This window comes from uncultured Roseobacter sp. (assembly GCF_947491795.1).
Taxonomy (GTDB): domain Bacteria; phylum Pseudomonadota; class Alphaproteobacteria; order Rhodobacterales; family Rhodobacteraceae; genus Roseobacter.
On the sequence record NZ_CANLKW010000001.1, the window covers coordinates 760962 to 783307 of the forward strand.

At 62.6% G+C, this 22346-nt stretch carries 23 protein-coding genes; 8 read left to right on the forward strand and 15 right to left on the reverse strand.

Annotated features, from left to right (window positions below; all coding sequences use genetic code 11):
• The first annotated feature begins 23 nt into the window (after window positions 1-23).
• Window positions 24-347, forward strand: a complete 324-nt coding sequence (locus Q1A34_RS03795; protein WP_300030947.1) for an iron-sulfur cluster assembly accessory protein — start codon at window positions 24-26, stop codon at window positions 345-347.
• Between the two features lie 12 nt (window positions 348-359).
• Here the strand turns inward: Q1A34_RS03795 and Q1A34_RS03800 are convergent, their stop codons facing one another.
• A complete protein-coding gene (locus Q1A34_RS03800) occupies window positions 360-1412 on the reverse strand; it encodes a hypothetical protein (RefSeq protein WP_300030950.1) in 1053 nt (350 codons plus the stop codon).
• A gap of 87 nt (window positions 1413-1499) precedes the next feature.
• Window positions 1500-1790, reverse strand: coding sequence for a DUF6749 domain-containing protein (locus Q1A34_RS03805; RefSeq protein ID WP_300030953.1), 291 nt, complete (start codon window positions 1788-1790; stop codon window positions 1500-1502).
• Between the two features lie 136 nt (window positions 1791-1926).
• Here Q1A34_RS03805 and Q1A34_RS03810 point away from each other — a divergent pair, with 136 nt between their 5' ends.
• Both Q1A34_RS03810 and xth read left to right on the forward strand, forming a co-directional pair.
• Complete coding sequence (locus Q1A34_RS03810) at window positions 1927-2091, forward strand: hypothetical protein (RefSeq protein ID WP_300030956.1); 165 nt, start codon at window positions 1927-1929, stop codon at window positions 2089-2091.
• A 50-nt stretch (window positions 2092-2141) separates the two neighbouring features.
• Window positions 2142-2924, forward strand: a complete 783-nt coding sequence (xth, locus tag Q1A34_RS03815) for an exodeoxyribonuclease III (RefSeq protein WP_300030959.1) — start codon at window positions 2142-2144, stop codon at window positions 2922-2924.
• Between the two features lie 45 nt (window positions 2925-2969).
• Here xth and Q1A34_RS03820 read toward each other — a convergent pair whose 3' ends face one another.
• The 3 genes from Q1A34_RS03820 to Q1A34_RS03830 all read right to left on the reverse strand — a co-directional run bounded on the left by Q1A34_RS03820 (window position 2970) and on the right by Q1A34_RS03830 (window position 5706).
• On the reverse strand, window positions 2970-3719 hold the full coding sequence (locus Q1A34_RS03820) for a DUF533 domain-containing protein (RefSeq protein WP_300030961.1): 750 nt from the start codon (window positions 3717-3719) through the stop codon (window positions 2970-2972).
• Window positions 3720-3870: 151 nt separating this feature from the next.
• Window positions 3871-4455: an HNH endonuclease gene (locus Q1A34_RS03825; RefSeq protein ID WP_300030964.1), complete on the reverse strand. Its 585-nt coding sequence runs from the start codon at window positions 4453-4455 to the stop codon at window positions 3871-3873.
• 207 nt (window positions 4456-4662) lie between these two features.
• Window positions 4663-5706: an alpha/beta fold hydrolase gene (locus tag Q1A34_RS03830; protein WP_300030966.1), complete on the reverse strand. Its 1044-nt coding sequence runs from the start codon at window positions 5704-5706 to the stop codon at window positions 4663-4665.
• 128 nt (window positions 5707-5834) lie between these two features.
• Between Q1A34_RS03830 and Q1A34_RS03835 the strand changes: the two genes are divergently transcribed.
• Entirely contained in the window at window positions 5835-6842 is a 1008-nt protein-coding gene (locus Q1A34_RS03835) for an AraC family transcriptional regulator (protein WP_300030969.1), read from the forward strand.
• A gap of 87 nt (window positions 6843-6929) precedes the next feature.
• Window positions 6930-8030: an ankyrin repeat domain-containing protein gene (locus Q1A34_RS03840; protein ID WP_300030972.1), complete on the forward strand. Its 1101-nt coding sequence runs from the start codon at window positions 6930-6932 to the stop codon at window positions 8028-8030.
• A gap of 145 nt (window positions 8031-8175) precedes the next feature.
• On the opposite strand, the gene Q1A34_RS03845 is transcribed toward Q1A34_RS03840, so the two are convergent.
• The 3 genes from Q1A34_RS03845 to Q1A34_RS03855 are packed head-to-tail and all read right to left on the reverse strand — an operon-like array spanning window position 8176 to window position 10209.
• Window positions 8176-8841, reverse strand: coding sequence for an alpha/beta fold hydrolase (locus tag Q1A34_RS03845; protein WP_300030975.1), 666 nt, complete (start codon window positions 8839-8841; stop codon window positions 8176-8178).
• Entirely contained in the window at window positions 8838-9473 is a 636-nt protein-coding gene (locus Q1A34_RS03850) for a DNA-3-methyladenine glycosylase 2 family protein (RefSeq protein WP_300030979.1), read from the reverse strand. The genes Q1A34_RS03845 and Q1A34_RS03850 overlap by 4 nt, the downstream gene beginning before the upstream one ends.
• Window positions 9466-10209: a precorrin-6A/cobalt-precorrin-6A reductase gene (locus Q1A34_RS03855; protein ID WP_366942802.1), complete on the reverse strand. Its 744-nt coding sequence runs from the start codon at window positions 10207-10209 to the stop codon at window positions 9466-9468. Before Q1A34_RS03855 ends, Q1A34_RS03850 begins: the two co-directional genes overlap by 8 nt.
• Window positions 10210-10286: 77 nt before the next feature.
• On the opposite strand from Q1A34_RS03855, the gene Q1A34_RS03860 reads away from it, so the two are divergent.
• A complete protein-coding gene (locus tag Q1A34_RS03860; RefSeq protein ID WP_300032337.1) occupies window positions 10287-11510 on the forward strand; it encodes an MFS transporter in 1224 nt (407 codons plus the stop codon).
• A gap of 68 nt (window positions 11511-11578) precedes the next feature.
• On the opposite strand, the gene Q1A34_RS03865 is transcribed toward Q1A34_RS03860, so the two are convergent.
• The 4 genes from Q1A34_RS03865 to cysS all read right to left on the reverse strand — a co-directional run bounded on the left by Q1A34_RS03865 (window position 11579) and on the right by cysS (window position 16686).
• On the reverse strand, window positions 11579-12349 hold the full coding sequence (locus tag Q1A34_RS03865; protein WP_300030982.1) for a squalene/phytoene synthase family protein: 771 nt from the start codon (window positions 12347-12349) through the stop codon (window positions 11579-11581).
• Complete coding sequence (locus tag Q1A34_RS03870) at window positions 12346-13068, reverse strand: trans-aconitate 2-methyltransferase (protein WP_300030985.1); 723 nt, start codon at window positions 13066-13068, stop codon at window positions 12346-12348. The genes Q1A34_RS03865 and Q1A34_RS03870 overlap by 4 nt, the downstream gene beginning before the upstream one ends.
• Window positions 13065-14687, reverse strand: coding sequence for a citramalate synthase (cimA, locus tag Q1A34_RS03875; RefSeq protein ID WP_300030988.1), 1623 nt, complete (start codon window positions 14685-14687; stop codon window positions 13065-13067). The genes Q1A34_RS03870 and cimA overlap by 4 nt, the downstream gene beginning before the upstream one ends.
• Before the next feature lie 496 nt (window positions 14688-15183).
• Entirely contained in the window at window positions 15184-16686 is a 1503-nt protein-coding gene (gene cysS / locus Q1A34_RS03880) for a cysteine--tRNA ligase (protein ID WP_300030990.1), read from the reverse strand.
• A gap of 222 nt (window positions 16687-16908) precedes the next feature.
• Between cysS and Q1A34_RS03885 the strand changes: the two genes are divergently transcribed.
• The gene (locus Q1A34_RS03885) at window positions 16909-18081 is read left to right on the forward strand and encodes a pyridoxal phosphate-dependent aminotransferase (RefSeq protein WP_300030992.1); all 1173 of its coding nucleotides are present in this window, start codon (window positions 16909-16911) and stop codon (window positions 18079-18081) included.
• Between the two features lie 51 nt (window positions 18082-18132).
• On the opposite strand, the gene Q1A34_RS03890 is transcribed toward Q1A34_RS03885, so the two are convergent.
• The gene (locus tag Q1A34_RS03890) at window positions 18133-18738 is read right to left on the reverse strand and encodes an outer membrane beta-barrel protein (RefSeq protein WP_300030994.1); all 606 of its coding nucleotides are present in this window, start codon (window positions 18736-18738) and stop codon (window positions 18133-18135) included.
• 411 nt (window positions 18739-19149) lie between these two features.
• Between Q1A34_RS03890 and Q1A34_RS03895 the strand changes: the two genes are divergently transcribed.
• Window positions 19150-20688, forward strand: coding sequence for a trimethylamine methyltransferase family protein (locus tag Q1A34_RS03895; RefSeq protein ID WP_300030996.1), 1539 nt, complete (start codon window positions 19150-19152; stop codon window positions 20686-20688).
• Between the two features lie 99 nt (window positions 20689-20787).
• Here Q1A34_RS03895 and Q1A34_RS03900 read toward each other — a convergent pair whose 3' ends face one another.
• Both Q1A34_RS03900 and Q1A34_RS03905 read right to left on the reverse strand, forming a co-directional pair.
• Complete coding sequence (locus Q1A34_RS03900; protein WP_300030999.1) at window positions 20788-21021, reverse strand: hypothetical protein; 234 nt, start codon at window positions 21019-21021, stop codon at window positions 20788-20790.
• Between the two features lie 219 nt (window positions 21022-21240).
• Window positions 21241-22140, reverse strand: a complete 900-nt coding sequence (locus tag Q1A34_RS03905) for a sulfotransferase domain-containing protein (RefSeq protein ID WP_300031001.1) — start codon at window positions 22138-22140, stop codon at window positions 21241-21243.
• Window positions 22141-22346: the final 206 nt, after the last annotated feature.

Consider the following 22346-nt stretch of genomic DNA (forward strand, 5'->3'; position numbering starts at 1 on the left):
ACCGCCCGACGGAGCCCGAGCAGATGCAAATGCCCCCCAAAGTCACTTCCCGCGCTTTTGAGCGCCTGGCCGAGATCGGTGCCGCGACTGACGGCAAGGCATTGCGCGTGGCCGTTGAGGGTGGCGGGTGCTCCGGGTTTCAGTACGAGATCGCGCTGGACGAGCCGCGCGACGATGACCTGGTCCTCGAAGGCAGCGGTGAAAAAGTGGTCGTCGATTCCGTCTCTCTGCCGTTTCTGACCGACGCCGTAATCGATTTCACAGAAGAGCTGATCGGCGCGCGTTTCGTCATCGAAAACCCGAATGCGACGAGTTCCTGCGGCTGTGGGACGTCTTTTTCGATGTAAGTTTTGCCTGGGTCAGGCGTCCGCGCGGGAAAATCCTTCGAAAAATGCACCGAACCGGGTGGTTGAGGCTGCCGCTCCCTGAAGAATACGGTGTTCTTCCTCGCCCAGCACGTTTTCCAGAAGGCCCCGCATCAGATCCCAGTCGCGGCTGCGCGCCGAGCCAAGGTGGAACATGTATTCCGAGATGGCCCGCAAGGGCCCGCGCACAGCACCGTGGCGTTCGACAATCATGCCGCCTTCGGACGGTCTGCCCTGAAACCCTTCGGCGCCGATCTGCCGGGACCACCAGCTGCCAACCAGATATTCGTGATAGGCGTCAGGTGCCGCGGTGCCTGTGCCCGCACGCAGCGTGAACCCGCCGTATGCCGCAGCCAGCCAGTCTTCCCAGATGTCGCTGGGGGTGCGCCCGGCAAACCGCAGCGCCACGCAGACCTCTGCCAGCAGGTCAAAATCCTGATCCAGCCAGGCCAGCAGACCGGCGTATTCGAGGCTGGTTACAGCCTCATCAGAGAGTGCGGGATCATGCCTGCCGTATTCGGACAGGTAGAACACGATATGCGTCAGCTCGTAGGCCGCTTTTTTGTTCGGCAGCGAAAACGTACCAGTGCATCCGATAAAAGCGCGCAGCCGGTCTTCAAGCGCTGCATCGCGCTGGTCTGCATCCCGGCGGGCCAGCAACCGTGCGGCCTCTGCGCGCTGCAGATCAGATAGCTCGGCCTCTGAAAGCCGGCGGCCAGCGGTCTGTGCGCAGATTTCCTCGCCCGCAGTGCCGTTCATGCCCAGATCCTCCAGATCAAGGCAGATGGACAGCAGAAACCGGTAGTATTGTGGAAAGAAAGTCAGGCGTTCGCCGATGCTGTCGTAGAAGGGCCGGTAAACCTCCAGCGCATCCTGCGGCAGTCGGGCACCGGATGTCGCCAGCACATTGAGCAGTTCGGCGTTTTCCTTGAGCCAGAAAACATCGCTGCTGTCACGGCGGTGCAGCGCAAAGTTGCGTATGAACTGCGCCTGCCGCTGCGCCAGATTTGGTCTGCGCGGCAACCCGATTGAGATCACGTTGGACATGAGCTTTCCTTTCGCAGTCAACGGGTTGCCACACAGAGCAACAGGTATGGTCCGGCCCTTGGGGAAAACCGGCTCACATCTGTGCTGTTACTTTGCCGGGGTCATGGATGTGGTGAAAAGACCAGTGGCCTCACCGGCCAGCGTGTCCGTTCCCGAGACCATCGACGTCGTGAATGCGCCGGTTTCGGCACCTGTCATGGTCGAGGACGGGCCCATCGACGTGGTGAAAAGCTCTGTGGCTTCGCCGCACATCATATCGGTGCCGGCGGGCGCCATGGATGTGGTGTAAAGTGCAGTTGCATCACCAGTGTGAAGGTCGGCGGCGGGGCTTGTGAAATCCTGTTCGGATCCGGTCTTGAGCAGTGCGTTGGTCCTCATTGTGTATCCCTTTCAGATGAAGTTCAGGTCGCCCATTAACGCTTGCCCTTAAAGATCGAATTTTAAAGAAAAAAACACGTTAAGGATGTATTAACCATGAGTTATCCACAGAGGGCGAAAATGCCAAACAATCACAATGGAACGAAAACGCCGCGCCATGATCTTCGTTAAAGAAATTTTATCCACAGGCGGCTGGCCTGTGGATATTAACCTTTTGCGACCAAATGATATCAACACCTTAACGAGAATCACCATGCCGCCGAGCGGTCAGAAAGGGGCAAAACCGGCGCCCTTGCTCTGACCGGGCGCATGCGCGATAGATCACATGCGGGAATTCCGGGAGCAGACAGCATGAAAATCGCGACGTTCAACATCAATGGAATCAAAGCGCGCATTGACGCGCTGCCCGCCTGGCTGGAAGAGGCCAGGCCCGATGTCGCGCTTCTGCAGGAGATCAAATCCGTTGATGAGGCCTTTCCCCGGACCGTATTCGAAGATCTGGGATACAACGTCGAAACCCACGGCCAGAAGAGCTTTAACGGCGTGGCCATTCTCTCCCGGCTGCCGCTGGAGGATGTCACGCGCGGGCTGCCGGGCGATGACACGGACGAACAGGCCAGATACATTGAGGCCACGGTCATGGGAGAGCATGACGCCGTGCGTGTCTGCGGGCTGTATCTGCCCAACGGAAATCCGGTGCCCGGACCCAAATACGACTACAAGCTGGCGTGGATGAAGCGTCTGGAAGCCCGGGCGCGTGACCTGCTGTCCCAGGAAATTCCCTTTGTGATGGCCGGTGACTACAACATCATTCCACAGGCCGAGGATGCCGCCAAACCGGACAGCTGGCGCGAGGATGCGCTCTTTCGCCTGGAAAGCCGCACCGCCTTTCGCCGCCTGCTCAATCTGGGTCTGACAGAGGCGTTCCGGGCCCGCACCCAGGGCCCGGGTCACTACAGTTTCTGGGACTACCAGGCCGGTGCATGGAACCGCAACAACGGTATTCGCATCGACCACCTGCTGCTCAGCCCCCAGGCGGCAGACATGTTGCAAGACTGTCAGATCGACAAAGATGTGCGTGGCAGGGACAAGCCATCTGACCACGTCCCCGTCTGGATCGATCTGGCCGCCTGACCCGCGCGGCAAAGCGCGGGTCGCAAACGCCCGGAAACCCGTGCTTTACTGGTAGATACGCGGCGCACCAAGGCCGTCGTGGATCTGGTTGACGGTCGCCGGTTGCAGGCTGAGCCCCTGCGCAAGCGCGTGCAGATACTGCGCCTCGGCCTGATTGTCCGGATTGATCGCGTTCAGCGCCATTGTGTAGACCTGTGTTTCAAGCCCGCGCGGCGTATCAGCGGCCAGCCCTGCCGGATCGACAGGCTGCTCCAGCATCTGCTGGATCACCTGCACATCCGCCGGGTCTCCATCGCGCAGCGCGTCCAGCAGCTTTGATTTTTCGTCCGCATCAATATCCCCGTCGGCCCGTGCCGCCTGTGTCATGGCGCGCAGCATCAGACGGGCAATTTCTTCCTCGTCCGGTTCCTGTGCCGGGATGTCCTGGTTCAGCAGTGCTTCCAGTCCGCCGCCCCCCGGCGCGGCACCGCCCCGGGCTGCCGCAAGGCCGCCCAGCAAACCGCTGAGGCCACCCAGACCACCCGCCGCTGCACCGCCACCGCCGGTGCCACCGGCAAGTTGCCCCAGCAGACCACCAAGGCCACCGGCAGCACCACCCTGTGCACCGGACCCGCCCAGCTGGCCCAGCAGGTCACCCAGACCGCCCATGCCGCCAGCCCGGGCAGCGCCGCCGCCACCCTGTCCCGTCAGGCCCTCCATGACGGCACCGATGCCGCCCTTTCGGTTGACGGCCTCCATGCCCTTTGCCATCGCAAAACCAATTGCCATTTTTGTGACTGTATTCATCAAAGACATAAACCACTCCCAGTATTCTCAGATACACAATTTCAGATGCATGATGATGAGACAGAAAGGCATGGCGCGTCCACCTGTAAGACAGGGGGAAAATCACCCCAAATGCAGCAGAACCGGCAGAAAACAGCGCAGGGCGCAGGGTACGGCGCGTTCAGGCCTGAAGCTCTGCGTCCCAGTAGAGAAAATCCATCCAGCTGTCGTGCAGGTACCCGGGCGGGAATTTACGGCCCATATTGCGCAGCTCTTCGGCCCCTGGCTGTCGCGGTGGCTTGCGCAGCGACAGGCCGGTACGGTGCAGCGGTTTGGAGCCCTTTTTCAGGTTGCAGGGGCTGCAGGCCGCGACCACATTCTGCCAGCTTGTGACACCGCCGGTGGCCCGGGGCACGACGTGATCAAAAGTCAGCTCGCCCCGCGCGCCGCAGTACTGGCATCTGAATTCGTCCCTCAGAAATAAATTAAAGCGCGTGAAGGCCACGCGCTTTTGAGGTTTGACATAGTCTTTGAGGACAACGACAGACGGGATCCTGATCTCGGTACTCGGGCTTCGCACGATGTCGTCGTATTCGGCCACGATATCCACCCGGTCGAGCCAGGCCGCCTTGACCGCTTCCTGCCAGGGCCAGAGTGACAGCGGATAGTAACTGAGCGGCCGGTAATCAGCGTTCAGAACGAGGGCGGGCCTGTGTTTCAGGCTGGCCGGGTTACGTGTAAATTCCGTTCTGAAGTCGCCGTCCATGATCGTACTGCACCTCTTGCCGTTCCGCGTCCGGTCCGGCGGGACTGTCCCACCGATAGGCTGACTATATATCGTGGTTTTCCGCTGGCAAGCCCCTGGTGCACCACAATATGTCGCCGGACCTTAGGACTGCTTATGTAACGGGCGCATGACGGTTATCCACAGACTGCCCCCGGGTCACAGTATACGTCCCGGGGGCAGACCGTTTCAGTTCCAGACCCCGGCCAGATGCGCCTGGATCAGAGCATAGATTTCCCGGTGCATTTCCGCCCGGTGCGCCGTGCCCTGGGCACAGACGATCTCGTCGCCTGGCACTTCCCTGGCAAGGATTTCATAACCAGCCTCCTGGCATTCTCCCATGAAATCAAAGTGGCCGGCATCCGGGATTTCGATATGGGTTACCAGGTCCGCTGGCAGGGCCGACGCAAGGGCGCGGGCCTCTACATCCTGATCCAGCATGTCCTGGCGGCCTGAGCCCAGCACCATGACCGGTCTGTCGATTGCCGCCAGACTGGCTGTGTCAAAGGTCTGCACACCACCGGGGTCGAGCGCGATAAAGGTATCGATCCGCGGATCAGACCGGTCGCTTTGCAGCGGTGCCAGATCGGCCTCCTCCTGCCCTACCCGCCACATGGCCAGCGCGGCGCAGTCGGGCCGCTCCTCTGCCACGGCGCATTTCTCTGCAAACCCGGCAGCATCGTGACGGGCGCCTGCCGCCGAAAGCATGGTATAGCCGCCCAGCGAGTGGCCTGCAGCCGCCACACGGGTCAGATCCATATGATCCCCGAACCGCGGATCGCGGGCGGCAGCATCCAGACTGACCCCCAGATCGGTTGCCCGCAGCCAGAGTTGCCGCGCCTGATCCGGGTCGCGATCAAAACTGGTGGTGCCGGGGTGGTTGGGCATGACCGAAATGATCCCATCCTGTGCCAGCGCCTGCGCCAGCCAGGCCTGGTTGAGCGAATTGCCATACATCCCATGCGAAATCAGAACGACCGGGAAAACACCGGGCGCGATCACCGCGTCGGTCTGGGCCGCCTCGACCTTCCAGACCGCACTGCCGCGCAGGGGCAGCGGGGTTCCGGTGTCATGGGTCGGATACCAGACATGACCGGCCAGCGACCGGCTGCCATCGGGGTGTGTGGCCTGAAATTCGGCGACCGCGGCGGCATAGTCACCAGCCTCTGCCGGGGCTGCAAGGCCAAGGGCAATGGCTGATCCGAGTATCAGATTGTGAAGTGTCGCGTTCATGGTGAACCTCCGTGATGAACTGGGTTGCGATGAACAGGACTTGAGCGACGGGGCAATTTCGGGCAATGCCTCGGCTGTCCTGAATGCTGTTTCAGGACAGCAGAGCGCAATCGAGGACATGAAACCGGATGATTTCGATCCCCCTGCCCCTTGTTCTGACGGGACTGGCTGTGCTGGCCGCACTTTTTACCGGCACGCGCCGGTGGCTGCCGGGGGCAGCGCGCGCGGCGTTTACTGCGCTGGCGGTTCTGATCGCCGTCCTGACACTGCTGGTGTCTCTGCGGTTTGCCTGGAATATTGAGGGCGTTATCCGTCTGCAGCGTGTGTTGCCCTTCTGGATCGGACCGCTGGCCTGGGTGGGGTATCTGGCGCTGTCGGACAGAGCCGCCCGCCTGCGCCAGGCTGTGTTGCTGCATTTCGGCGCCGCCCTGGTGGCTGCGCTGCTGATCTTTGCCTTCCCCGCATTGCGCGGTGGCATCGATCTGGCCATCGGGCTGAGCTATGCGGTCTATGCCACGGCGCTGCTGCGACTGTGGCGCGGCGGACCGGACAGGATGTCACAGGTGCCCATCGGTCATGTGACAGCCCTGCGACGGCTGATGCTGACGGGTGCCGGGCTGCTGGTGCTGACCCTGGTGATGGACACCGCCATTGCGCTGGATTTTCTGCGCACAGGCGGCGCGAATGTCACCCGGCTTTTGTCGCTGGCCAGCCTGTTTCTGATTGTGATCTTTGCAGGGCTCATGGTCCACGCGCTGCGCGGGCCTGCAGGTACAGAAGAACGCGGCGCCACCGATGCAGACCGCGCGCTGGTGGCGCGCGCTGCGGCCTGTCTGCAGGAGACGCGGCTCTTTACCGATCCGGACCTCTCCCTGACCCGTCTGGCCCGCCGGATAGCGGTAACAGACCGGGCCCTGTCAGAGGCGATCAACCGGCATACAGGGGCCAATGTCTCGCAGTTCATCAACGGCTTCCGCGTGCAGGAAGCTGCGGATCTGCTGCGCACCACCCGGGACCCGGTCATGCGCATCGGCGAGCAGGCGGGGTTTCTGACCCGCTCGAATTTCTATGCAGAGTTTCAGCGCGTGCACGGCATGAGCCCCGGCGCCTGGCGCAAGGCGGAAAATGCGGTGTGAGTGGCTGTTGTGAGCCCATTGCAGGCATTCAAATACGAGCTTAGCGTAGGCTGAGTAGCAACCGTGCGAGTTGTTTTGGTGGGAAAGTTGAAAAACAAAAAGACTGCAAGTCGTTCGGATTTCAGACTAAAACCATTCAGTTTTCTGTTTGGTTTTGCTTTGAGCTTTTTTTGCCAGGCATCGGCGGCCCAAGAAAGCGAAGATCAAGCAGCCGAAAATTTCATCCGTCTGTCGCTTTCCGCATCGATAGCAACCCCCCAAATGCTTCACGAACTAATTGTTCAATATGGAATCACGGACGTTTCGTCCGTCATTGGAGGCGGCGAACGGGCGCTGATCCATTCCGTGGCTGTGAACGTAGACTATCCAGAAACGCTGCAATTTATTCTGGATGCCGGGGCGGACCCAAATATGCCTGATGCGAACGGGTTTACCCCTTTGAGCAGGGCGTTTTTGTATGGCAGCACTGCCGCTGTGGCAAAGTTGCTGCAAGCAGGCGCAAACCCTGAGAGCCCTTTGGGGGATGGTTCTCAGATACAAGACTTTTGTACAGAAGTTCTTGTCAACCGCCAGCCCGGTTACTTGTTAGAAAAATGCGTCATCGTGGACGACTTTCTTTCCACCGGCTCTTCTCAGCTTACAGCTTTCTCGAAGAAACCCTGTCTGAGGGAATACCCGGTTGGACTGAATAATTGCCCTTGTAGCTTGAGATACGGAGAGGAAACGGTGGACCTGTGCGACCCGGTCCTGTCGCTGGAAAATGTGAACCTCCTCGCGAAACTGGCAGGGTCGGCGTCCCCTGAGGAACTCGGTGAAGTTTTGCAGCGTTTAGGTTTTGAGGAACGCGAAGACTATGCTGCATTTCTGGACGGGACAGGTGCCGGGCTCATTCACGTAGCAGCCGGAAACTGGAAAAACCCCGAAATGATTGGATTTCTTGTCGAACGTGGGGCCGATGCTAACGCCCGAACGCTTTTGGGGCGCAGCCCACTGGCGGAAGCAATCGGCGGTTCTCGTGTTGAGATTACCTTGGCTTTGCTTGCTGCCGGTGCAGATCCTTCACTTCCGGCAGAAAAAGACGGTTCATCTGCAGTTGAGCTATGCGACAAAGCGCGAATTGTCAGAAGTGGTCGCATTGAGGTGTGTGACGCCATCGACGATTATTTGGCATCCACTACTCGTCCCTGATTTTTCTGCCATCGCCAATAAAATGCAGGATTTGGGTGGGTGAAGTCGTTCGTCGGGCCGGTTGCCGGAACACTGATTGTTGCCAACGCAACGGAAGGTCGCTTTGTCCGCATGGCAGACATCAAACCCTAGGAACCACAGCCCCTTAAAGGCTGAGCTTGTCGCGCATGAAGGCCAGCGCCACGGACAGACCGTCGGGCGCGATGCCGTGGCCGGTGCCCTTCATGATATGGGCATAGACGTCCTGCCAGCCGGCTTCCTGCAGGGCCTCGGCGGCCTGTGGCAGGGACTGTGGCGGGACCACATCGTCCTGATCGCCGTGCACCAGCATGACCGGCGGGCGCACGAGCACCTCATCCGCCAGCGTCTCCGGGCTCAGCAGACGGCCCGAAAAGGCCACGATACCCGCGATCTCGTCCTCGCGCCGCGGGGCCACATGCAGCGCCATCATGGTGCCCTGTGAAAACCCGAAGAGCACCACCTGTTCGGGCAGCACATCCTCGTCCACCATCAGCGCGTCGAGAAAGGCGTTCAGATCCTCGACCGCCTGCGTCATGCCGCGCATGGATTCCTCTTCGGAGGAGCCGTCAATCCAGGGGATAGGAAACCACTGGTATCCCATGGGCGCCCCGGCACAGGCCTCGGGCGCATCGGGTGCCACAAAGAGCGTATCAGGCAGATGCTCGCCCAGCGGGTCCGCCAGACCCAGCAGATCCGCGCCGTTCGCACCATACCCGTGCAGAAAAACCACCACCGAGCGCGTGTCCCCGGATACCGGCGCGCGGCGTTCTGCATTGAGTACTCGTGTCATGTGATCCCATCCCTTTGTCTGGCGTGCCTGTAGTACGCAAAGAGCAGGCGTGCTGCAACCGACCGCCAGGGAGACCAGGCGGCGGCCATCTCGCGCAGGGCGCGCTCTTTGGGGCGTTCGGGCAGATCGTACAGCACCCGCGCGGCTTCCTGCAGGGCCAGATCTCCCGCCGCAAAGACATCCGGCCTGCCCAGGCTGAACATGGCGTAAATCTCGGCCGTCCAGACACCGATGCCCGGCACCGCCGTCAGAATGCGCACCACATCCGCGTCGCCCGCATCGCGCAGCGCAGGGTAATCGATGCCCGCATGCGCCAGCGCATGGGCATAGCGGGCCTTTTGCCGGCTGAGCCCCAGGGCGCGCAGGTCCTCCTGGGTCACGGCGCGGACGGCTGCCTCCGACGTCATGCCCGCCGCGCGCAGACGGTCCTGAAGGGCGCGGGCCGAAGCGACGCTGACCTGCTGGCTGAGTATGGCGCTGAGCAGTTCGGCAAACCCGTCGGGTCTGCGCCGCAGCGGCAGCGGACCGGTGGCCTGAAGCGCCTGCGCCAGACGCGCGTCTTGCCCGGCCAGCCAGGCCGCGCCCTCTGCCACGTCCGCATCGGTTTCAATCAGCTGTGCGGTCTCAGGCATCCGCTTCCCAGGCAAGGGCTTCGGCAACGCTCTCCACAACACGCGAGCCGGGCGGTGCAGGCGGGCGTTCGACCATGAGAACGCGGATGCCCAGTTGCCGGGCAGCCAGCAGTTTTGACATGCTGGCGATCCCGCCGACATTCCGGCTGATCAGCCGGGTGATCCGCAGGGATTCAAAAAGCTGCTGTTCCTCGCGCTGTGAAAAAGGCGGTTTGCCCTCCAGAAAACGGACATGGGGCCAGGGCGGCGGTGCAGAGGGCAGACGCGTCTGGCGCAGATAGACAATCTGCCCGGCAAATGTCGCATAATCCGGCAGGCTGGCCCATCCGGTATTGCTGAACACACGCGCACCGATCGGCACGGCCTCGACAGCGGCACGGGTGGTGGCACAGGCGGTCCACTGGTCCTGGCTGGTCGGGCGCCAGCTGCTGCGCAGCACCCGCAGATAGCGCAGCCCGTTGCGCCTGCAATACTGGCTGGCCTGGTTGCTGATATGATCGTCAAACGGATGGCTGGCATCAAGAACGGTGACCACATTCTGAGCCTGCGCCCAATCCTCCAGAGTTTCCCTTTCTGAAAACGGACCGAGCCGCGTCGGCACGGGCAAAGGCTCCATGCCGCGTTCGGGTTCCGGCAGGCTGGCAATCACATTCCGGCCCCGCGAGACCAGCCCAATGATCATGCCATGTGCCTCCCGGGCGCCCGCCAGGACAAGGGTCTTTCCTGCATTCATCATCCGAGCATCATTAGCGCAGTTTACAGACCATACAAGGGGCCTTGCCCTGCCCCCTGCCCCGGACTACTGACATGCCCATGGAGTACGGTGATGACAGTCGCGCCCGGCGCAATGTGATGGTGCTGGTTCTGGCGCAGGCCTTTCTGGGCAGCCAGATCACCATGATCTTTGTGATCGGCGGACTGGCGGGGCAGCAGCTGGCCTCGAACGTCTGTCTGGCCACCCTGCCGATCTCGATGATTGTTTTCGGATCCATGACCACCGCGCCCTGGCTGTCGGGGATCATGCAGCGCTTTGGACGCCGTGCGGGCTTTCTGACCGGCGCGACCGGCGGGTTGATCGGGGCCGGGGTCTGCGCATGGGCGCTGACGCTGGAAAACTTCCCGCTCTTTCTGCTGGGCAGCTATCTGACAGGTATCTACATGTCCGCGCAGGGCTTTTACCGTTTTGCTGCATCCGATACCGCCTCTGAGAGCTTCCGGCCCAAGGCGATTTCCTATGTGATGGCGGGTGGCCTGCTGTCGGCCATCATCGGCCCGCAGCTGGTGGGCTATCTGAGCGGACACACGCCCGATGCCACAGTTATGCGGTTTTTCCCGGTCTATATCGCGGCGATGGTCCTGAACGTGCTGGGGATGGTGTTTTTTATCTTTCTGGACATCCCAACACCGCCCAAGGTCAGCGAAGCCCGTGACCGGGGCCGCAGTATCGGCGCGCTGCTGCGCACGCCGCGCATTGCCGTGGCGGTCATCTGTGCGATGGTCTCCTATGCGCTGATGAACCTGGTGATGACCTCGACCCCGCTGGCGGTTGTGGGCTGCGGCTTTGCCGTTGCTGATGCCTCAAATGTGGTCACCGGGCATGTGCTGGCGATGTTTGCGCCAAGCTTTTTCACCGGCCATCTGATCGTGCGCTTTGGGGTTGAGCGGATCATGGGGCTGGGGCTGCTGATCCTGGGCGCTGCGGGGGCTGTGGCGCTGTCAGGTGTTGAGCTGGGGCATTTTTTCATCGCCCTGATCCTGCTGGGGCTGGGCTGGAACTTTGGTTTTATCGGCGCCACCACCATGCTGGCCGGAGCGCATACGCCGCAGGAACGCGGCCGGATGCAGGGGCTGAATGATCTGCTGGTCTTTGGCGGGGTGACTGTGGCCTCGCTGTCATCGGGGGGGCTGATGAACTGCTCGGGCGGCACGCCACAGGAGGGCTGGGCCGCGGTCAATATCGCGATGGTGCCCTTTCTGGTTCTGGCGGGTGCCGCCCTGATCTGGCTGATGCTGCGCCCAAAGCCCCGGATGGTTTAAGGGAACGCAATGAGGGCTCTGCCCTCGGCGCGGCGCGCCTCACCCGGGATATTTTTTGCCAGAAGAATTCAGATACGCCCCGTAAGGCGGGCGCGGGTCAGCGCCAGGCTGCGCCAGAGCGCCGGTGTGAGGAGCGCGCCCCGTGCGACACGCTGCGGATGCCGGGCTGTGGTTTTAAGGATATGGCGTGCGCGCCAGCCGGAGAGCAGTGCGGTGCGTGATGCGGTGCTGAGACCCCGTTGGGCCCGCAGATCTGTCAGCGTGGATTTTGCAAGGCGCGCCAGCGTTTCCGGGCGGCCATCGTACATGGGGCGTTTTCCCCGGGCTTCCAGCTCTGGCAGTGCTGTCAGCCAGTTTGCAAAACCGATGGCGCGGGTAGTGCGGCGCAGGGGCGCCTGATCGCTGTCGGGTGCGCCCAGGGCCTGGGCGGCCGTCCATAAAAGCGTGCCGGTGGTCGCGTCGAGATAGGCCCACATTTCATCTTCGTTCGCGAAGGGATCACTGGCGATGTCACGGCGGCGGGCGTCGATCAGACCATCAAGAGCAGCGGCCTGATCCGGCATCAGGGCTGTGGCCAGCGGTGTGACGACTTCATGGCGGCGCACAACGCCCCGCGCGGCGATTTCCTTCAGCGCATCACGCCACCACTGCAGGCGCATTTCGGCGATCATCGGCTCCTGCGTTACCCAGGGCGCGCGGGCCACTTCGGTGTTGAAGGCAAAGAGTGGAAAAAGAACCCGGCGGGCTGCGACAGGGGCCGCCATAGAGGCCGCGAAACGGTCCGGATCGGCTTTTTCCACCAGCGCCGCACAGGCATTCAGATCGTCGTCAAAGCTCATTTCGGACGGACAACACAGAGCAGATAGCCGAATTCAGCGCGGTGTTCACGCCAGAGAGCGGCCTCGGCCCGGGCCTCGTCCAGCACGTCTTTCAATGCGCCGGAGGCACCGCGGCTCAGGGTTTGGATGCGCGCGTCCAAGGGGGTGTAATAGGCCTCCCACGCGGCATCGGACAGACGGCGGGTGCCCAGAACGTCGCAGCCCGCCGCATCAATCTGCGCCAGAACGCCTGCCTCGTCCGTCATGTCGGCGTATTCCGCCCAGCCATCGCGTGCCGCCCCGGAGGGGGCATCGGTAAACCAGCAGACCTGTGAAAAGGCGACGGCACCGCCCGGCGCAAGCGCCTTTCTCCAGGTCTCCAGTGCTGTGCGCACGCCTGGAAAATAGACCGCGCCCGCGCACCAGATCAGATCAAACGGCCCGGTAATTTCCATCATATCGCCGGTGGATACTGTTGCGCGCGGATCATTGCCATGCCGGGCCTGCGCCTGGGCTGCAAAAGCGTCGACCTGATCAAGTGCTGTGACATGTCCCTGCGGGGACGCCGTCAGCAGGGCCGCGATATCGGCCCCCGGCCCGCAGGCCGCATCGCAGATTCGCGCATCGCGTGGTGTGCCGGCCCGTTCCGTGGCCCAGGTGACATCCGCAGGCTCCCCCGGCCCTTCACGGGGCAGATCGCGGTGCAGTTGAAAAAAGGCGGCGCGGTAAGCGTCGTTCATGGCATCTGCCCCCTGTCGCGCAGCAGTTTCCAGCGGATCGCATCGAGCAGGGCCTCAAATGAGGCGTCTACTATGTTGGGTGAGACACCCACTGTGGACCAGCGCCGTCCCTGCCCGTCCTCGCTGTCGATGATCACGCGGGTGACGGCTTCGGTGCCGCCCTGGGTGATCCGCACCTTGAAATCCACCAGCCGCATGTCGTCGATGATCGCCTGATAGGGGCCCAGATCCTTGGCCAGCGCTTTGGCCAGGGCGTTGACCGGGCCCCGGTCGCTGCCGGTCTCATCCATGCTTTCGCTGACAGAGAGTTTCTTTTCCCCGTCGACCTTCACGACGACCACCGCCTCTGACAGGCTGATCATCCGGTCGTATTTGTTTTTGCGTCGCTCAACCGTCACCCGGTAACGCTTTACCTCAAAGAAATCAGGCATTTGCCCTAGAGCGGAACGCGCCAGCAATTCAAAGCTGGCCTGGGCTGTATCATAGGAATAGCCCTCGGCCTCGCGGGTTTTGATGGTATCAAGGATGAGGCCCAGAGCCGGGTCACCTTTGGCCACTTTCAGCCCGGCCCCCTCCAGCCGTTCGCGCAGATTGGACTGCCCGGCCTGATTGGACATGGGGATGATGCGCGCGTTGCCGACGTCTGCGGGGTCAATGTGTTCGTATGTTGTGGGGTCTTTGAGGATCGCGCTGGCGTGCAGGCCCGCTTTATGCGCGAAGGCCGAAGAGCCGACGAAGGCCGACTGTGGACGCGGCACCCGGTTGAGTACCTCATCCAGCATCCGCGAGGTGCGCGTCAGTGTTTTCAGGGCCTCCGGTGTGACACCGGTTTCAAAGCGGCTGGCATAGGGTTCTTTCAGCAGCAGAACAGGGATCAGCGCGGTCAGATTGGCATTGCCGCAGCGCTCGCCCAGCCCGTTGAGCGTGCCCTGGATCTGGCGCGCGCCGGCGTCCACGGCCGCCAGGCTGCAGGCCACCGCGTTTTCGGTGTCGTTGTGGGTGTGGATGCCCAGACGGTCGCCCGGGATACCGGCCGCGATGACCTCTGCCGTGATGCGCCCGACGTCCTGTGGCAGGGTGCCGCCGTTGGTATCACAGAGCACGATCCAGCGCGCACCAGCCTGCAGCGCCGCGCGCAGGGCGGTCAGCGCATAGTCCGGATTGGCCTTGTAGCCGTCAAAGAAATGTTCGGCATCAAACAGCGCCTCGCGCCCCTGCCCCACGATGTGCGCGACGGATTTTTCAATGTTTTCAGTGTTTTCTGCCAGTTCGACCCCCAGGGCCGCGCGCACATGGAAATCATGTGTCTTGCCCACCAGGCACACCGCAGCCGTGCCCGCGTTCATCACTGCCGCCAGCACATCGTCATTCTCGGCCGACATACCGTTGCGCTTGGTCATGCCAAAGGCGGTCATGCGCGCGCGGGTGTCCGGGGCATCGTCGAAAAAGGCGCTGTCGGTGGGGTTGGCCCCTGGCCAGCCGCCCTCGATATAGTCCACGCCCAGCGCGTCGAGGGCCATGGAGATAGCGCGTTTTTCGTCTGTGGAGAACTGCACGCCCTGGGTCTGCTGGCCGTCGCGCAGGGTGGTGTCATAGAGGTACAGGCGTTCTCGGGTCATGCGGTTTTTCCGGCTGTCTGGAGGGCGTCGGTGCGGGGTCGGTATCGCGTCGGTAAAACGTCGGTATGACGTCGGTGCGCGGCGCGCGGTGGGTTTGGGGCCTGGTAAGGGGTGGCGGCGGGGTTTCGGTGCGTCCGGGCGCGCCTGCGGCGGCATTGTTGCCCGCGTGCCGGGACGGGTTTTCCGCTCTGAGCTGGAATTGAAATTTCCGGCTTTGTTGGCCGGGGTGCGTGGCGGTGGATCGGACAGCGCATGGTCTGCCTGCCTGGGGCGCGCGTTGCGCTCCCTTGCGGCCCGATCAGCGCACCGGTGTCAGAGCAAGGCGGGTGCGGGATTTCAGAGCGGTCCCGGCCCAGGCGGCGGGAAAGAGGTTTTTCAAGGTGCGCGTTTGGGAACGCGCGCGGTGCGCGCGCAGCGCCCGTCCCGCCCCCCCACGGGGCGGGCGCTTCACGCCCCCCCCGCGCGGTCCGGGCGCTGGTCTCTGCTTTGAACCGGATCATCCGAGAGCATCCAGTTTAGCTGGGTTTATCTTGTTGTCTTTCAGACTAGCCAGTCCTGAATTAATCCCATTTGATGACTTGCTGACGCGAAGTTCAACGCCGTTTCGCAGTGCCGATTTTTTTAGATTGTCCGCTGCATCCCAGTCTTTTTCCCTCCTGTATTTCAACCAAAGGCGGACCAAACGAAGCGATGCATCACGCAATTCGTCGTGAATTTCACCCCAACCGACGACCCCAACAGTAGGTTGATAGTCTATGCCTTCCTTTAGGAAGCTGCCATCTTCGACTTCAAATCGAAATGGTTTGGACCAAGCACACTTTGAAACTGCTACCAGATCAATACCGAGAAGGTTTGCTGACGAATTTAGTTTTGCTCGTTCATCTTTTTCTGCCATTTCTTGCAACCTGCGAAGGGCTTCATTCGTATTGAGATCATGGGAAAGCTCTTCAACGAAAAGAGGATCAGGGGCGTCGTCATAGTCTCCGGCTAGTTCAGCCCAATGCCTGAGCGTCTTCTCCGCCTCCTGACGCTTCTTCTCTGTCCAGTCCATCGGCTTGCGGTAGTGCGTCGACAGCATCACAAAGCGGATCACTTCGCCCGGCACGCCCTGATCCAGCAGGTCCCGCACGGTAAAGAAATTGCCCAGGGACTTGGACATCTTTTTGCCCTCTACCTGCAGCATCTCGTTGTGCATCCAGACATTGGCCATGACGTCCGTACCGTTTGCGCAGCAGCTCTGGGCGATCTCGTTTTCATGGTGCGGGAACATCAGATCGTTACCGCCGCCGTGAATGTCAAAGGTCTCGCCCAGCAATTCGCGCGCCATGGCGGAGCATTCGATGTGCCAGCCTGGACGCCCGGTGCCCCAGGGACTGTCCCAGCCGGGCAGATCATCGTCCGAGGGTTTCCACAGTACGAAATCCATCGGGTTGCGCTTGTAGGGGGCGACCTCGACCCGCGCACCGGCGATCATGTCATCAACCGTGCGGCCCGAGAGCGCCCCGTAGCTTTCCTTCCAGCTGTCCACGGCAAAGAGCACATGGCCTTCCGCAGCATAGGCATGCCCCTGCCCGATCAGCGTTTCGATCATGGCGATCATCTGGCTGATGTATTCGGTGGCGCGCGGCATTTCGCTGGGCTCCAGCGTACCGACCTCTTTCATATCCTGCAGATACCATGAGATCGTCTCGTCCGAGCGTTCGCGAATCAGCTCTTCCAGCGTGCCGGGAGCGCCGGCCTCTTTGCGGCGCTGCGCCTCGGCGTTGATCTTGTCATCGACGTCCGTAAAATTGCGCACATAGGTCACCTGGTCCGGCCCATAAACATGGCGCAGCAGGCGGTAAAGCACGTCAAAGACGACCACCGGGCGCGCGTTGCCCAGATGCGCGCGGTCATAGACCGTCGGGCCACAGACATACATGCGCACGTTTTGCGGATCGATGGGCACAAAGGCCTCTTTTTTCCGGGTCCGGGTGTTGTGCAGTGTGAGTGTCGTCATGACAGGTGTCCTTGGCGCAGGGGTCGGCGCGGGCATAGCAATCATCTGTCAGAATGGAAACGACCAGAACTGCCCGCAGGAAGCGTTCAGTTAATAATACAGCAGATCATTGTTGTACGGGTCATGGGGAGCATGTGGCACGGGGGCCGCGCCCGGGTCAAGCCCGATTGACGAATCGCGCGGGCAATGCGCCTCTGCCCGGACAACTGAGCGGAGGCAGAGATGCAGCTTTCACAGCGCCTTATGGGCATCAACGGCGGCGGGTCCGACGGATGGGACGTCTTTCTGAAGGCGCGCCGCATGATCGCGGCGGGCACGCCGGTCACAGAGCTGACCATCGGCGAGCATGATATCCGCACCGCGGCCCCCATCCTGCAGGAGATGCATGCGCACGCCATGGGCGGGCACACGGGCTATGCGGCTGTGCCGGGCGTTGAGCCGCTGCGCGAGGCAGTGGCGCACCGGGTGCAGGCGCGCACCGGGGTGCCGACGCGGGCCGACAATGTGCTGATCACGCCAGGCGGGCAGTCCGCGCTGTTTTCCGCCCATATGGCGGCCTGCGATGCGGGCGACACGGCGCTGTATGTTGATCCCTATTATGCCACCTATCCCGGCACGCTGCGTGCGGCAGGGGCCGTGCCGCAGGCTGTCACCACCCGGGCCGCAGATGCGTTTCAGCCCCGCGCGACAGAGATTGCGCGCCACTCAAAAGGCGCGCGGTCGCTGCTGATCAACAGCCCCAACAACCCGACGGGCGTGGTCTATTCCCGCGCCACGCTGGAGGGGATTGCAGAGGTCTGCCGCCGCGATGATCTTTGGCTCATCTCGGACGAGGTCTATGACACCCAGGTCTGGGAGGGCAGCCATATCAGCCCGCGCAGTCTGCCGGACATGGCCGGGCGCACGCTGGTCGTGGGGTCGCTGTCCAAATCCCACGCTATGACCGGATCGCGCTGTGGCTGGCTGGTGGGACCGGAGGACATGATCGCGCATCTGATCAACCTGGCGACAAACACCACCTATGGCGTGCCCGGCTTTATCCAGGACGCGGGCCTGTTTGCGCTGAACCAGGGGCCGGATTTCGAAGCAGAGGTCGGCGCGCCGTTCCGCAGACGCCGCGCGCTGGCACAGGCGGTGCTGGCAGGGCAGAACACGGTCGGCCTGGTGCCCGCGCAGGGGGCGATGTATCTGATGCTGGATGTGCGGGCGACCGGTCTGAGCGGGGAGGATTTCGCCAATTCGCTGCTGGATACGCATCATATTGCGGTGATGCCGGGCGAGAGTTTTGGCAGCTCTGCAGCCGGTCATATCCGCGTGGCCATGACCGTGGCAGATGACGCTTTTGACGCGGCGCTCAGGACGCTCTGCGCCCATGCGGAGACCCTCAGGGGGTAAAGTGGCCCGGATGCGGGGGGAGAACATCCGGGCCGGCAGGTGCAGCACCGGTCAGAACCGGAACGAGGCACGCACCGTCAGTGTGGTCGCATCGGCATCAGCGCCCGTGGCATTGCCCAGATCGCTGAAGTTGTGGCGCAGCAGTTCGGTCCCGATGGTGAACTGCTCGGTGGCCTGCCAGGCGACACCCACGCCGTAAAACGGCCCCGTATCGTCGCCCGCAGTGGTGTTCACGCGCGCCGCACCCGCCGTGGCATAGGGCAGCCAGCGGCCCATGTCATAACCCGCTTTGAGCTTGAGGCGGGTCACATCCTCGACCGTGGCCGCGCCGCCGCCGATGTCGATATCCGCCTCGTCATAGTCCAGCTCGATCCCGCTGACCCAGGCGCCGTAATCATAGTTGTAGCCCAGGTGGATACCGTAAAGCGTATCATCGCCGTCCACACCGTCGAGCGCCCCGTCGCCGGACACATCACCATAGCCCAGCTGCGCACCGGCATAGCCGCCGGTCCACTGGCCGCCGGTGTATTCGGGTGCAGGCACCGGCGCGACGGGGGCCGGTTCGATCACCGGCTCGGCTGCCGATCCCGCGAATGCCGCGCTGGCGGTAAATCCTGTGCTCAGCAGCGCTGCGGAAAGTACTTGTATCTGTCTCATAACTGTCTCCTTGCCTTCGGTTCGGGGCAGCTTTGCCGCTGCCCTCTGACACAGGAACTGTGCAGGAACGGATCTGGTTCAACACCACGGCGATCACGGCCGCGTGAGGCGTCGCAAAGCCTGCGGTTTTCCGGCAGAACGCTGCCGGGCCTGCCCCGTTCCCGGCCATTTCCCGCCGGTTCCCTGCCTGTGGAAAAAAACTGCCCCGCGTCGCAAACAGACTTGACCGCTGCGCGCGCCCTGCGTCACCCTGCCACAGACAGGGAGGCGCGGATGCAAGGCGTGTGCTGCAAGATCAAACTGGTGGTCCGCACAATCGGCGCGGAACGCGGACGCGCGGCCAGAGGCAGACCCGGCGCGGTCTGACCCGCCCGAGCCACTCCTCACCCCCTCTTTTTCCGGACAACAGATATGACCCAATCCACCAAGACCCGCAGCGGAGGCCGCTCGGCGCGCCGTGCGGCGCGTGCCCGCGCCCTGCCCGACCACATGCGCCCGATACGGGCCGGGCTGGAAGGCGGCACCTATCAGCCGCTGAGCGCCATCGACATGGACAACATCCACAACGCGGCTTTGCAGGCGCTCGAAGAGATCGGGCTGGTCGATGCGCCCCCGTCGGGCGTTAACTATATGACCAGAGCAGGCGCGATACTGGGCGATGACGGGCGGCTGCGTTTCCCCCGGGCCCTCGTTGAGGACGCCATCGCAGGGGCCAACCGCGCGGTAACGCTCTGTGCCCGTGATCCGGCGCATGACCTGAACCTGTCGGGCCACCGGGTGCATTACGGCACCGCCGGGGCCGCCGTGCATCTGGTTGAACCGGACGGGCGCAGCTACCGTGAAAGCACCCTGCAGGATCTGCATGACGCGGCCCGCATCACGGATGTGCTGGACAATGTGCATTTTCTGCAGCGCCCCATGGTCGCCCGCGACATCACCGACAACATGGAAATGGACATCAACACCGTCTATGCCACCGCCGCAGGCACGACCAAGCATATCGGCACGTCGTTTTATGACCCTGCCCATGTGAAACCCTGCATCGAGATGCTGCACATGATCGCCGGGGGCGAGGACAAGTGGCGCGAGCGGCCCTTTATGAGCAATTCCAACTGCTTTGTCGTACCGCCGATGAAGTTTGCCACAGAATCCTGCCTGGTGATGGAGGAATGCATCCGCTACGGCATGCCCGTGCTGCTGTTGTCTGCGGGCATGGCCGGTGCCACCGCCCCCTCGACTGTGGCAGGCGCGATTGTGCAGGCGGTAGCCGAATGTCTTGCGGGTCTGATCTATGTCCAGGCCGTGAAACCGGGCCATCCGGCGATTTTCGGCACCTGGCCCTTTGGTCTGGACCTGCGCACCGGGGCGATGACCGGCGGGTCAGGCGAGCAGGCCCTGCTGACCGCAGGCTGCGCGCAGATGCACAAATACTATGACCTGCCCGGCGGGGCGGCGGCAGGCATTGCCGATGCCAAACTGCCCGACATGCAGGCCGGGTGGGAGCAGATGTGCTCGAATGTGATGGCCGGGCTGTCCGGGCTCAATATGGTCTACGAGGCGGCGGGCATGCATGCGTCGCTTTTGGGGTTCTGCCTGGAATCGCTGATCCTGAGCGATGACCTGATCGGTCAGGCGCTGCGCTGCGTGCGCGGGATCGAGGTAAACGACGAGACCATGGCGCTGGATCAGATGCGCGCGGTCTGCGTGGGCGGTCCGGGCCATTACCTGGGCACCGAACAGACCCTGGGGCGTATGGAGATCGACCACGTCTATCCGGCCCTGGGCGACAGGACATCGCCCAAGGAATGGGCCGAAAACGGCAAGCCGGACCTGATTGAGAACGCCCGCCTGCGCAAGGAGGCGATCCTGAGCCAGCGTGCAGCCGCACGGTTTGATCCCGCACTGGATGCGGCGATCCGCGCAAAGTTCAACATCTACCTGCCGGCCTGAGCAGCCAGAAAAGACCCCCGAAGGCGCCGTTGCCTCCGGGGGTCCCACATGTCCGCCCCGGCCACGAGGGCCCGCGACACAGGGCAGACACCCTCAGGGTCAGGCGGGCATCAGGCCTGCTTCCTGTGCGGCCTGGATTTCGGCGGCGTCCAGCGCGCCGTCGGCATTCAGGTCCATGGTGTTAAAGGCGTCTGCCGTAATCTCCGGCATCACCGCCTGCACCTCGTCAATGGTCAGAACGCCGTCGCCATTGGCGTCCGCCTCTGTGGCGGCCCATGCGGCCCCCGCGACACCGAAGCAAAGAACGATTGAGGTAAGGGTTGTTCTGGTCATGTTAGGTACTCCCAAGTTTAAGCGGAACATCTCCGCCCCCTTCACATGGCACCGGGTCGGCGCGGTGGCATCCCCTGCAGCACCAGGGGCCGGAAACAGGCACCCGCCAGCCCAAACGGGTCGGAATCGTCGGCTTTTCTATGCCGGGCAAAATCGTGCCGATGGGGTTTCTGGCAGGGTTTGACCGATCCGCCGGCGGCTGAGGCAGGTTACCGCCGATCAGGGTGCGGCGCGGCCGCGCGCGGGTTTTTCCGCGCCGAATTCCAGCCAGGACCGTTCCCTGGCTGTAAGATGTGCGTCCATCACGGTGTCATAGCCCGCCACCTCCTGGTCCGTCAGCCTGCCTTTCCATTTGCCGCTTGTACCGCTGTGGAAGAATTCTGTGTCCGATTTCATGAACCCCTTGCCGCCCGCGGGCGCAAAACGGCTGGCGTTGGCGCGCATGTTGTCAAAAGTGGCGGCCTGAACCAGCTGTTCCAGAATGTGCGGCGGATGCGTGATGCCCAGCAACGCGGCCACGCGGGCAAAGGTACCGGGCAGATCACGCGTCATATCGGCGTAGTGGAACAGCGATACATTGGGCCGGTCGGCCAGCGCCAGAGCGGCCTTGTAGTGCCGGAGGATATGCGCAAGCGGCATAGCATCGCCATCGAACCCTTCCGGTCCCCCATCCAGAAACCGGCGGAACGTAATGCCATCGGGGTCCTCCTCCGGGTACCAGGCATCAAAGAACCGTATCGGCAGGTTTACCAGGTGTCTGCGATAGGAAAAATGCGCATCAAGCGGGTGGCGGAAGACACACAGGTACTGTGCCGCGTCATCCAGCGGCAGCCCGTCCAGCGGTGTGTGGCTTTTCATACTGCGGCGGTGGGTCATTGCCTCCAGCCGCGCGGCAACCTCGGGCATCTCGCGAAGACGGATGTCGACCCAGGGCATTTTCACAGAGAGTTCGGTTTCAACCGCCGGATCGCCAGAGAAGAGCAGCGCCACGATGGTCTGCATCCAGGTGGTCCCGCATTTCGGCGGCGTCACGACAATGACATCGTCGGGGCGGATATCGACCGCATCCCAGCGCCTGTTGTCCGTGAGAGGGCCAAGGTAGAGCCTGCGACCGGTCATATCTGCTGTCCCCCCTGTGCAAAGCGGTGTGGTCAGCAGAGGTCGGACAGCGCCTGATTGCAACAAAAAACGCAGGCTGCGGCGGGACCGGATGAGCGCCCCGGAGCGGTGGGTTCAAGGCAAAAGAGGCCTCCGTTTCGTTTGGCGGGTCACCGGGATGGTTGCGTGGCAAACGCACCGTCCCGGGGTCAGAATACGTTTTTGCC

Coding starts and splice junctions, on each gene's coding strand:
- xth (WP_300030959.1), top strand. CDS start 2,142: ATGAAAATCGCGACGTTCAACATCAATGGAATCAAAGCGCGCATTGAC.
- Q1A34_RS03810 (WP_300030956.1), top strand. CDS start 1,927: ATGGAACGAAAACGCCGCGCCATGATCTTCGTTAAAGAAATTTTATCC.
- cysS (WP_300030990.1), bottom strand. CDS start 16,686: ATGACGACACTCACACTGCACAACACCCGGACCCGGAAAAAAGAGGCC.
- Q1A34_RS03850 (WP_300030979.1), bottom strand. CDS start 9,473: ATGCCTGAGACCGCACAGCTGATTGAAACCGATGCGGACGTGGCAGAG.
- Q1A34_RS03835 (WP_300030969.1), top strand. CDS start 5,835: ATGATTTCGATCCCCCTGCCCCTTGTTCTGACGGGACTGGCTGTGCTG.
- Q1A34_RS03830 (WP_300030966.1), bottom strand. CDS start 5,706: ATGAACGCGACACTTCACAATCTGATACTCGGATCAGCCATTGCCCTT.
- cimA (WP_300030988.1), bottom strand. CDS start 14,687: ATGACCCGAGAACGCCTGTACCTCTATGACACCACCCTGCGCGACGGC.
- Q1A34_RS03895 (WP_300030996.1), top strand. CDS start 19,150: ATGACCCAATCCACCAAGACCCGCAGCGGAGGCCGCTCGGCGCGCCGT.
- Q1A34_RS03905 (WP_300031001.1), bottom strand. CDS start 22,140: ATGACCGGTCGCAGGCTCTACCTTGGCCCTCTCACGGACAACAGGCGC.
- Q1A34_RS03805 (WP_300030953.1), bottom strand. CDS start 1,790: ATGAGGACCAACGCACTGCTCAAGACCGGATCCGAACAGGATTTCACA.
- Q1A34_RS03890 (WP_300030994.1), bottom strand. CDS start 18,738: ATGAGACAGATACAAGTACTTTCCGCAGCGCTGCTGAGCACAGGATTT.
- Q1A34_RS03885 (WP_300030992.1), top strand. CDS start 16,909: ATGCAGCTTTCACAGCGCCTTATGGGCATCAACGGCGGCGGGTCCGAC.
- Q1A34_RS03795 (WP_300030947.1), top strand. CDS start 24: ATGCAAATGCCCCCCAAAGTCACTTCCCGCGCTTTTGAGCGCCTGGCC.
- Q1A34_RS03860 (WP_300032337.1), top strand. CDS start 10,287: ATGGAGTACGGTGATGACAGTCGCGCCCGGCGCAATGTGATGGTGCTG.
- Q1A34_RS03870 (WP_300030985.1), bottom strand. CDS start 13,068: ATGAACGACGCTTACCGCGCCGCCTTTTTTCAACTGCACCGCGATCTG.
- Q1A34_RS03820 (WP_300030961.1), bottom strand. CDS start 3,719: ATGTCTTTGATGAATACAGTCACAAAAATGGCAATTGGTTTTGCGATG.
- Q1A34_RS03845 (WP_300030975.1), bottom strand. CDS start 8,841: ATGACACGAGTACTCAATGCAGAACGCCGCGCGCCGGTATCCGGGGAC.
- Q1A34_RS03900 (WP_300030999.1), bottom strand. CDS start 21,021: ATGACCAGAACAACCCTTACCTCAATCGTTCTTTGCTTCGGTGTCGCG.
- Q1A34_RS03800 (WP_300030950.1), bottom strand. CDS start 1,412: ATGTCCAACGTGATCTCAATCGGGTTGCCGCGCAGACCAAATCTGGCG.
- Q1A34_RS03865 (WP_300030982.1), bottom strand. CDS start 12,349: ATGAGCTTTGACGACGATCTGAATGCCTGTGCGGCGCTGGTGGAAAAA.
- Q1A34_RS03825 (WP_300030964.1), bottom strand. CDS start 4,455: ATGGACGGCGACTTCAGAACGGAATTTACACGTAACCCGGCCAGCCTG.
- Q1A34_RS03855 (WP_366942802.1), bottom strand. CDS start 10,209: ATGATGAATGCAGGAAAGACCCTTGTCCTGGCGGGCGCCCGGGAGGCA.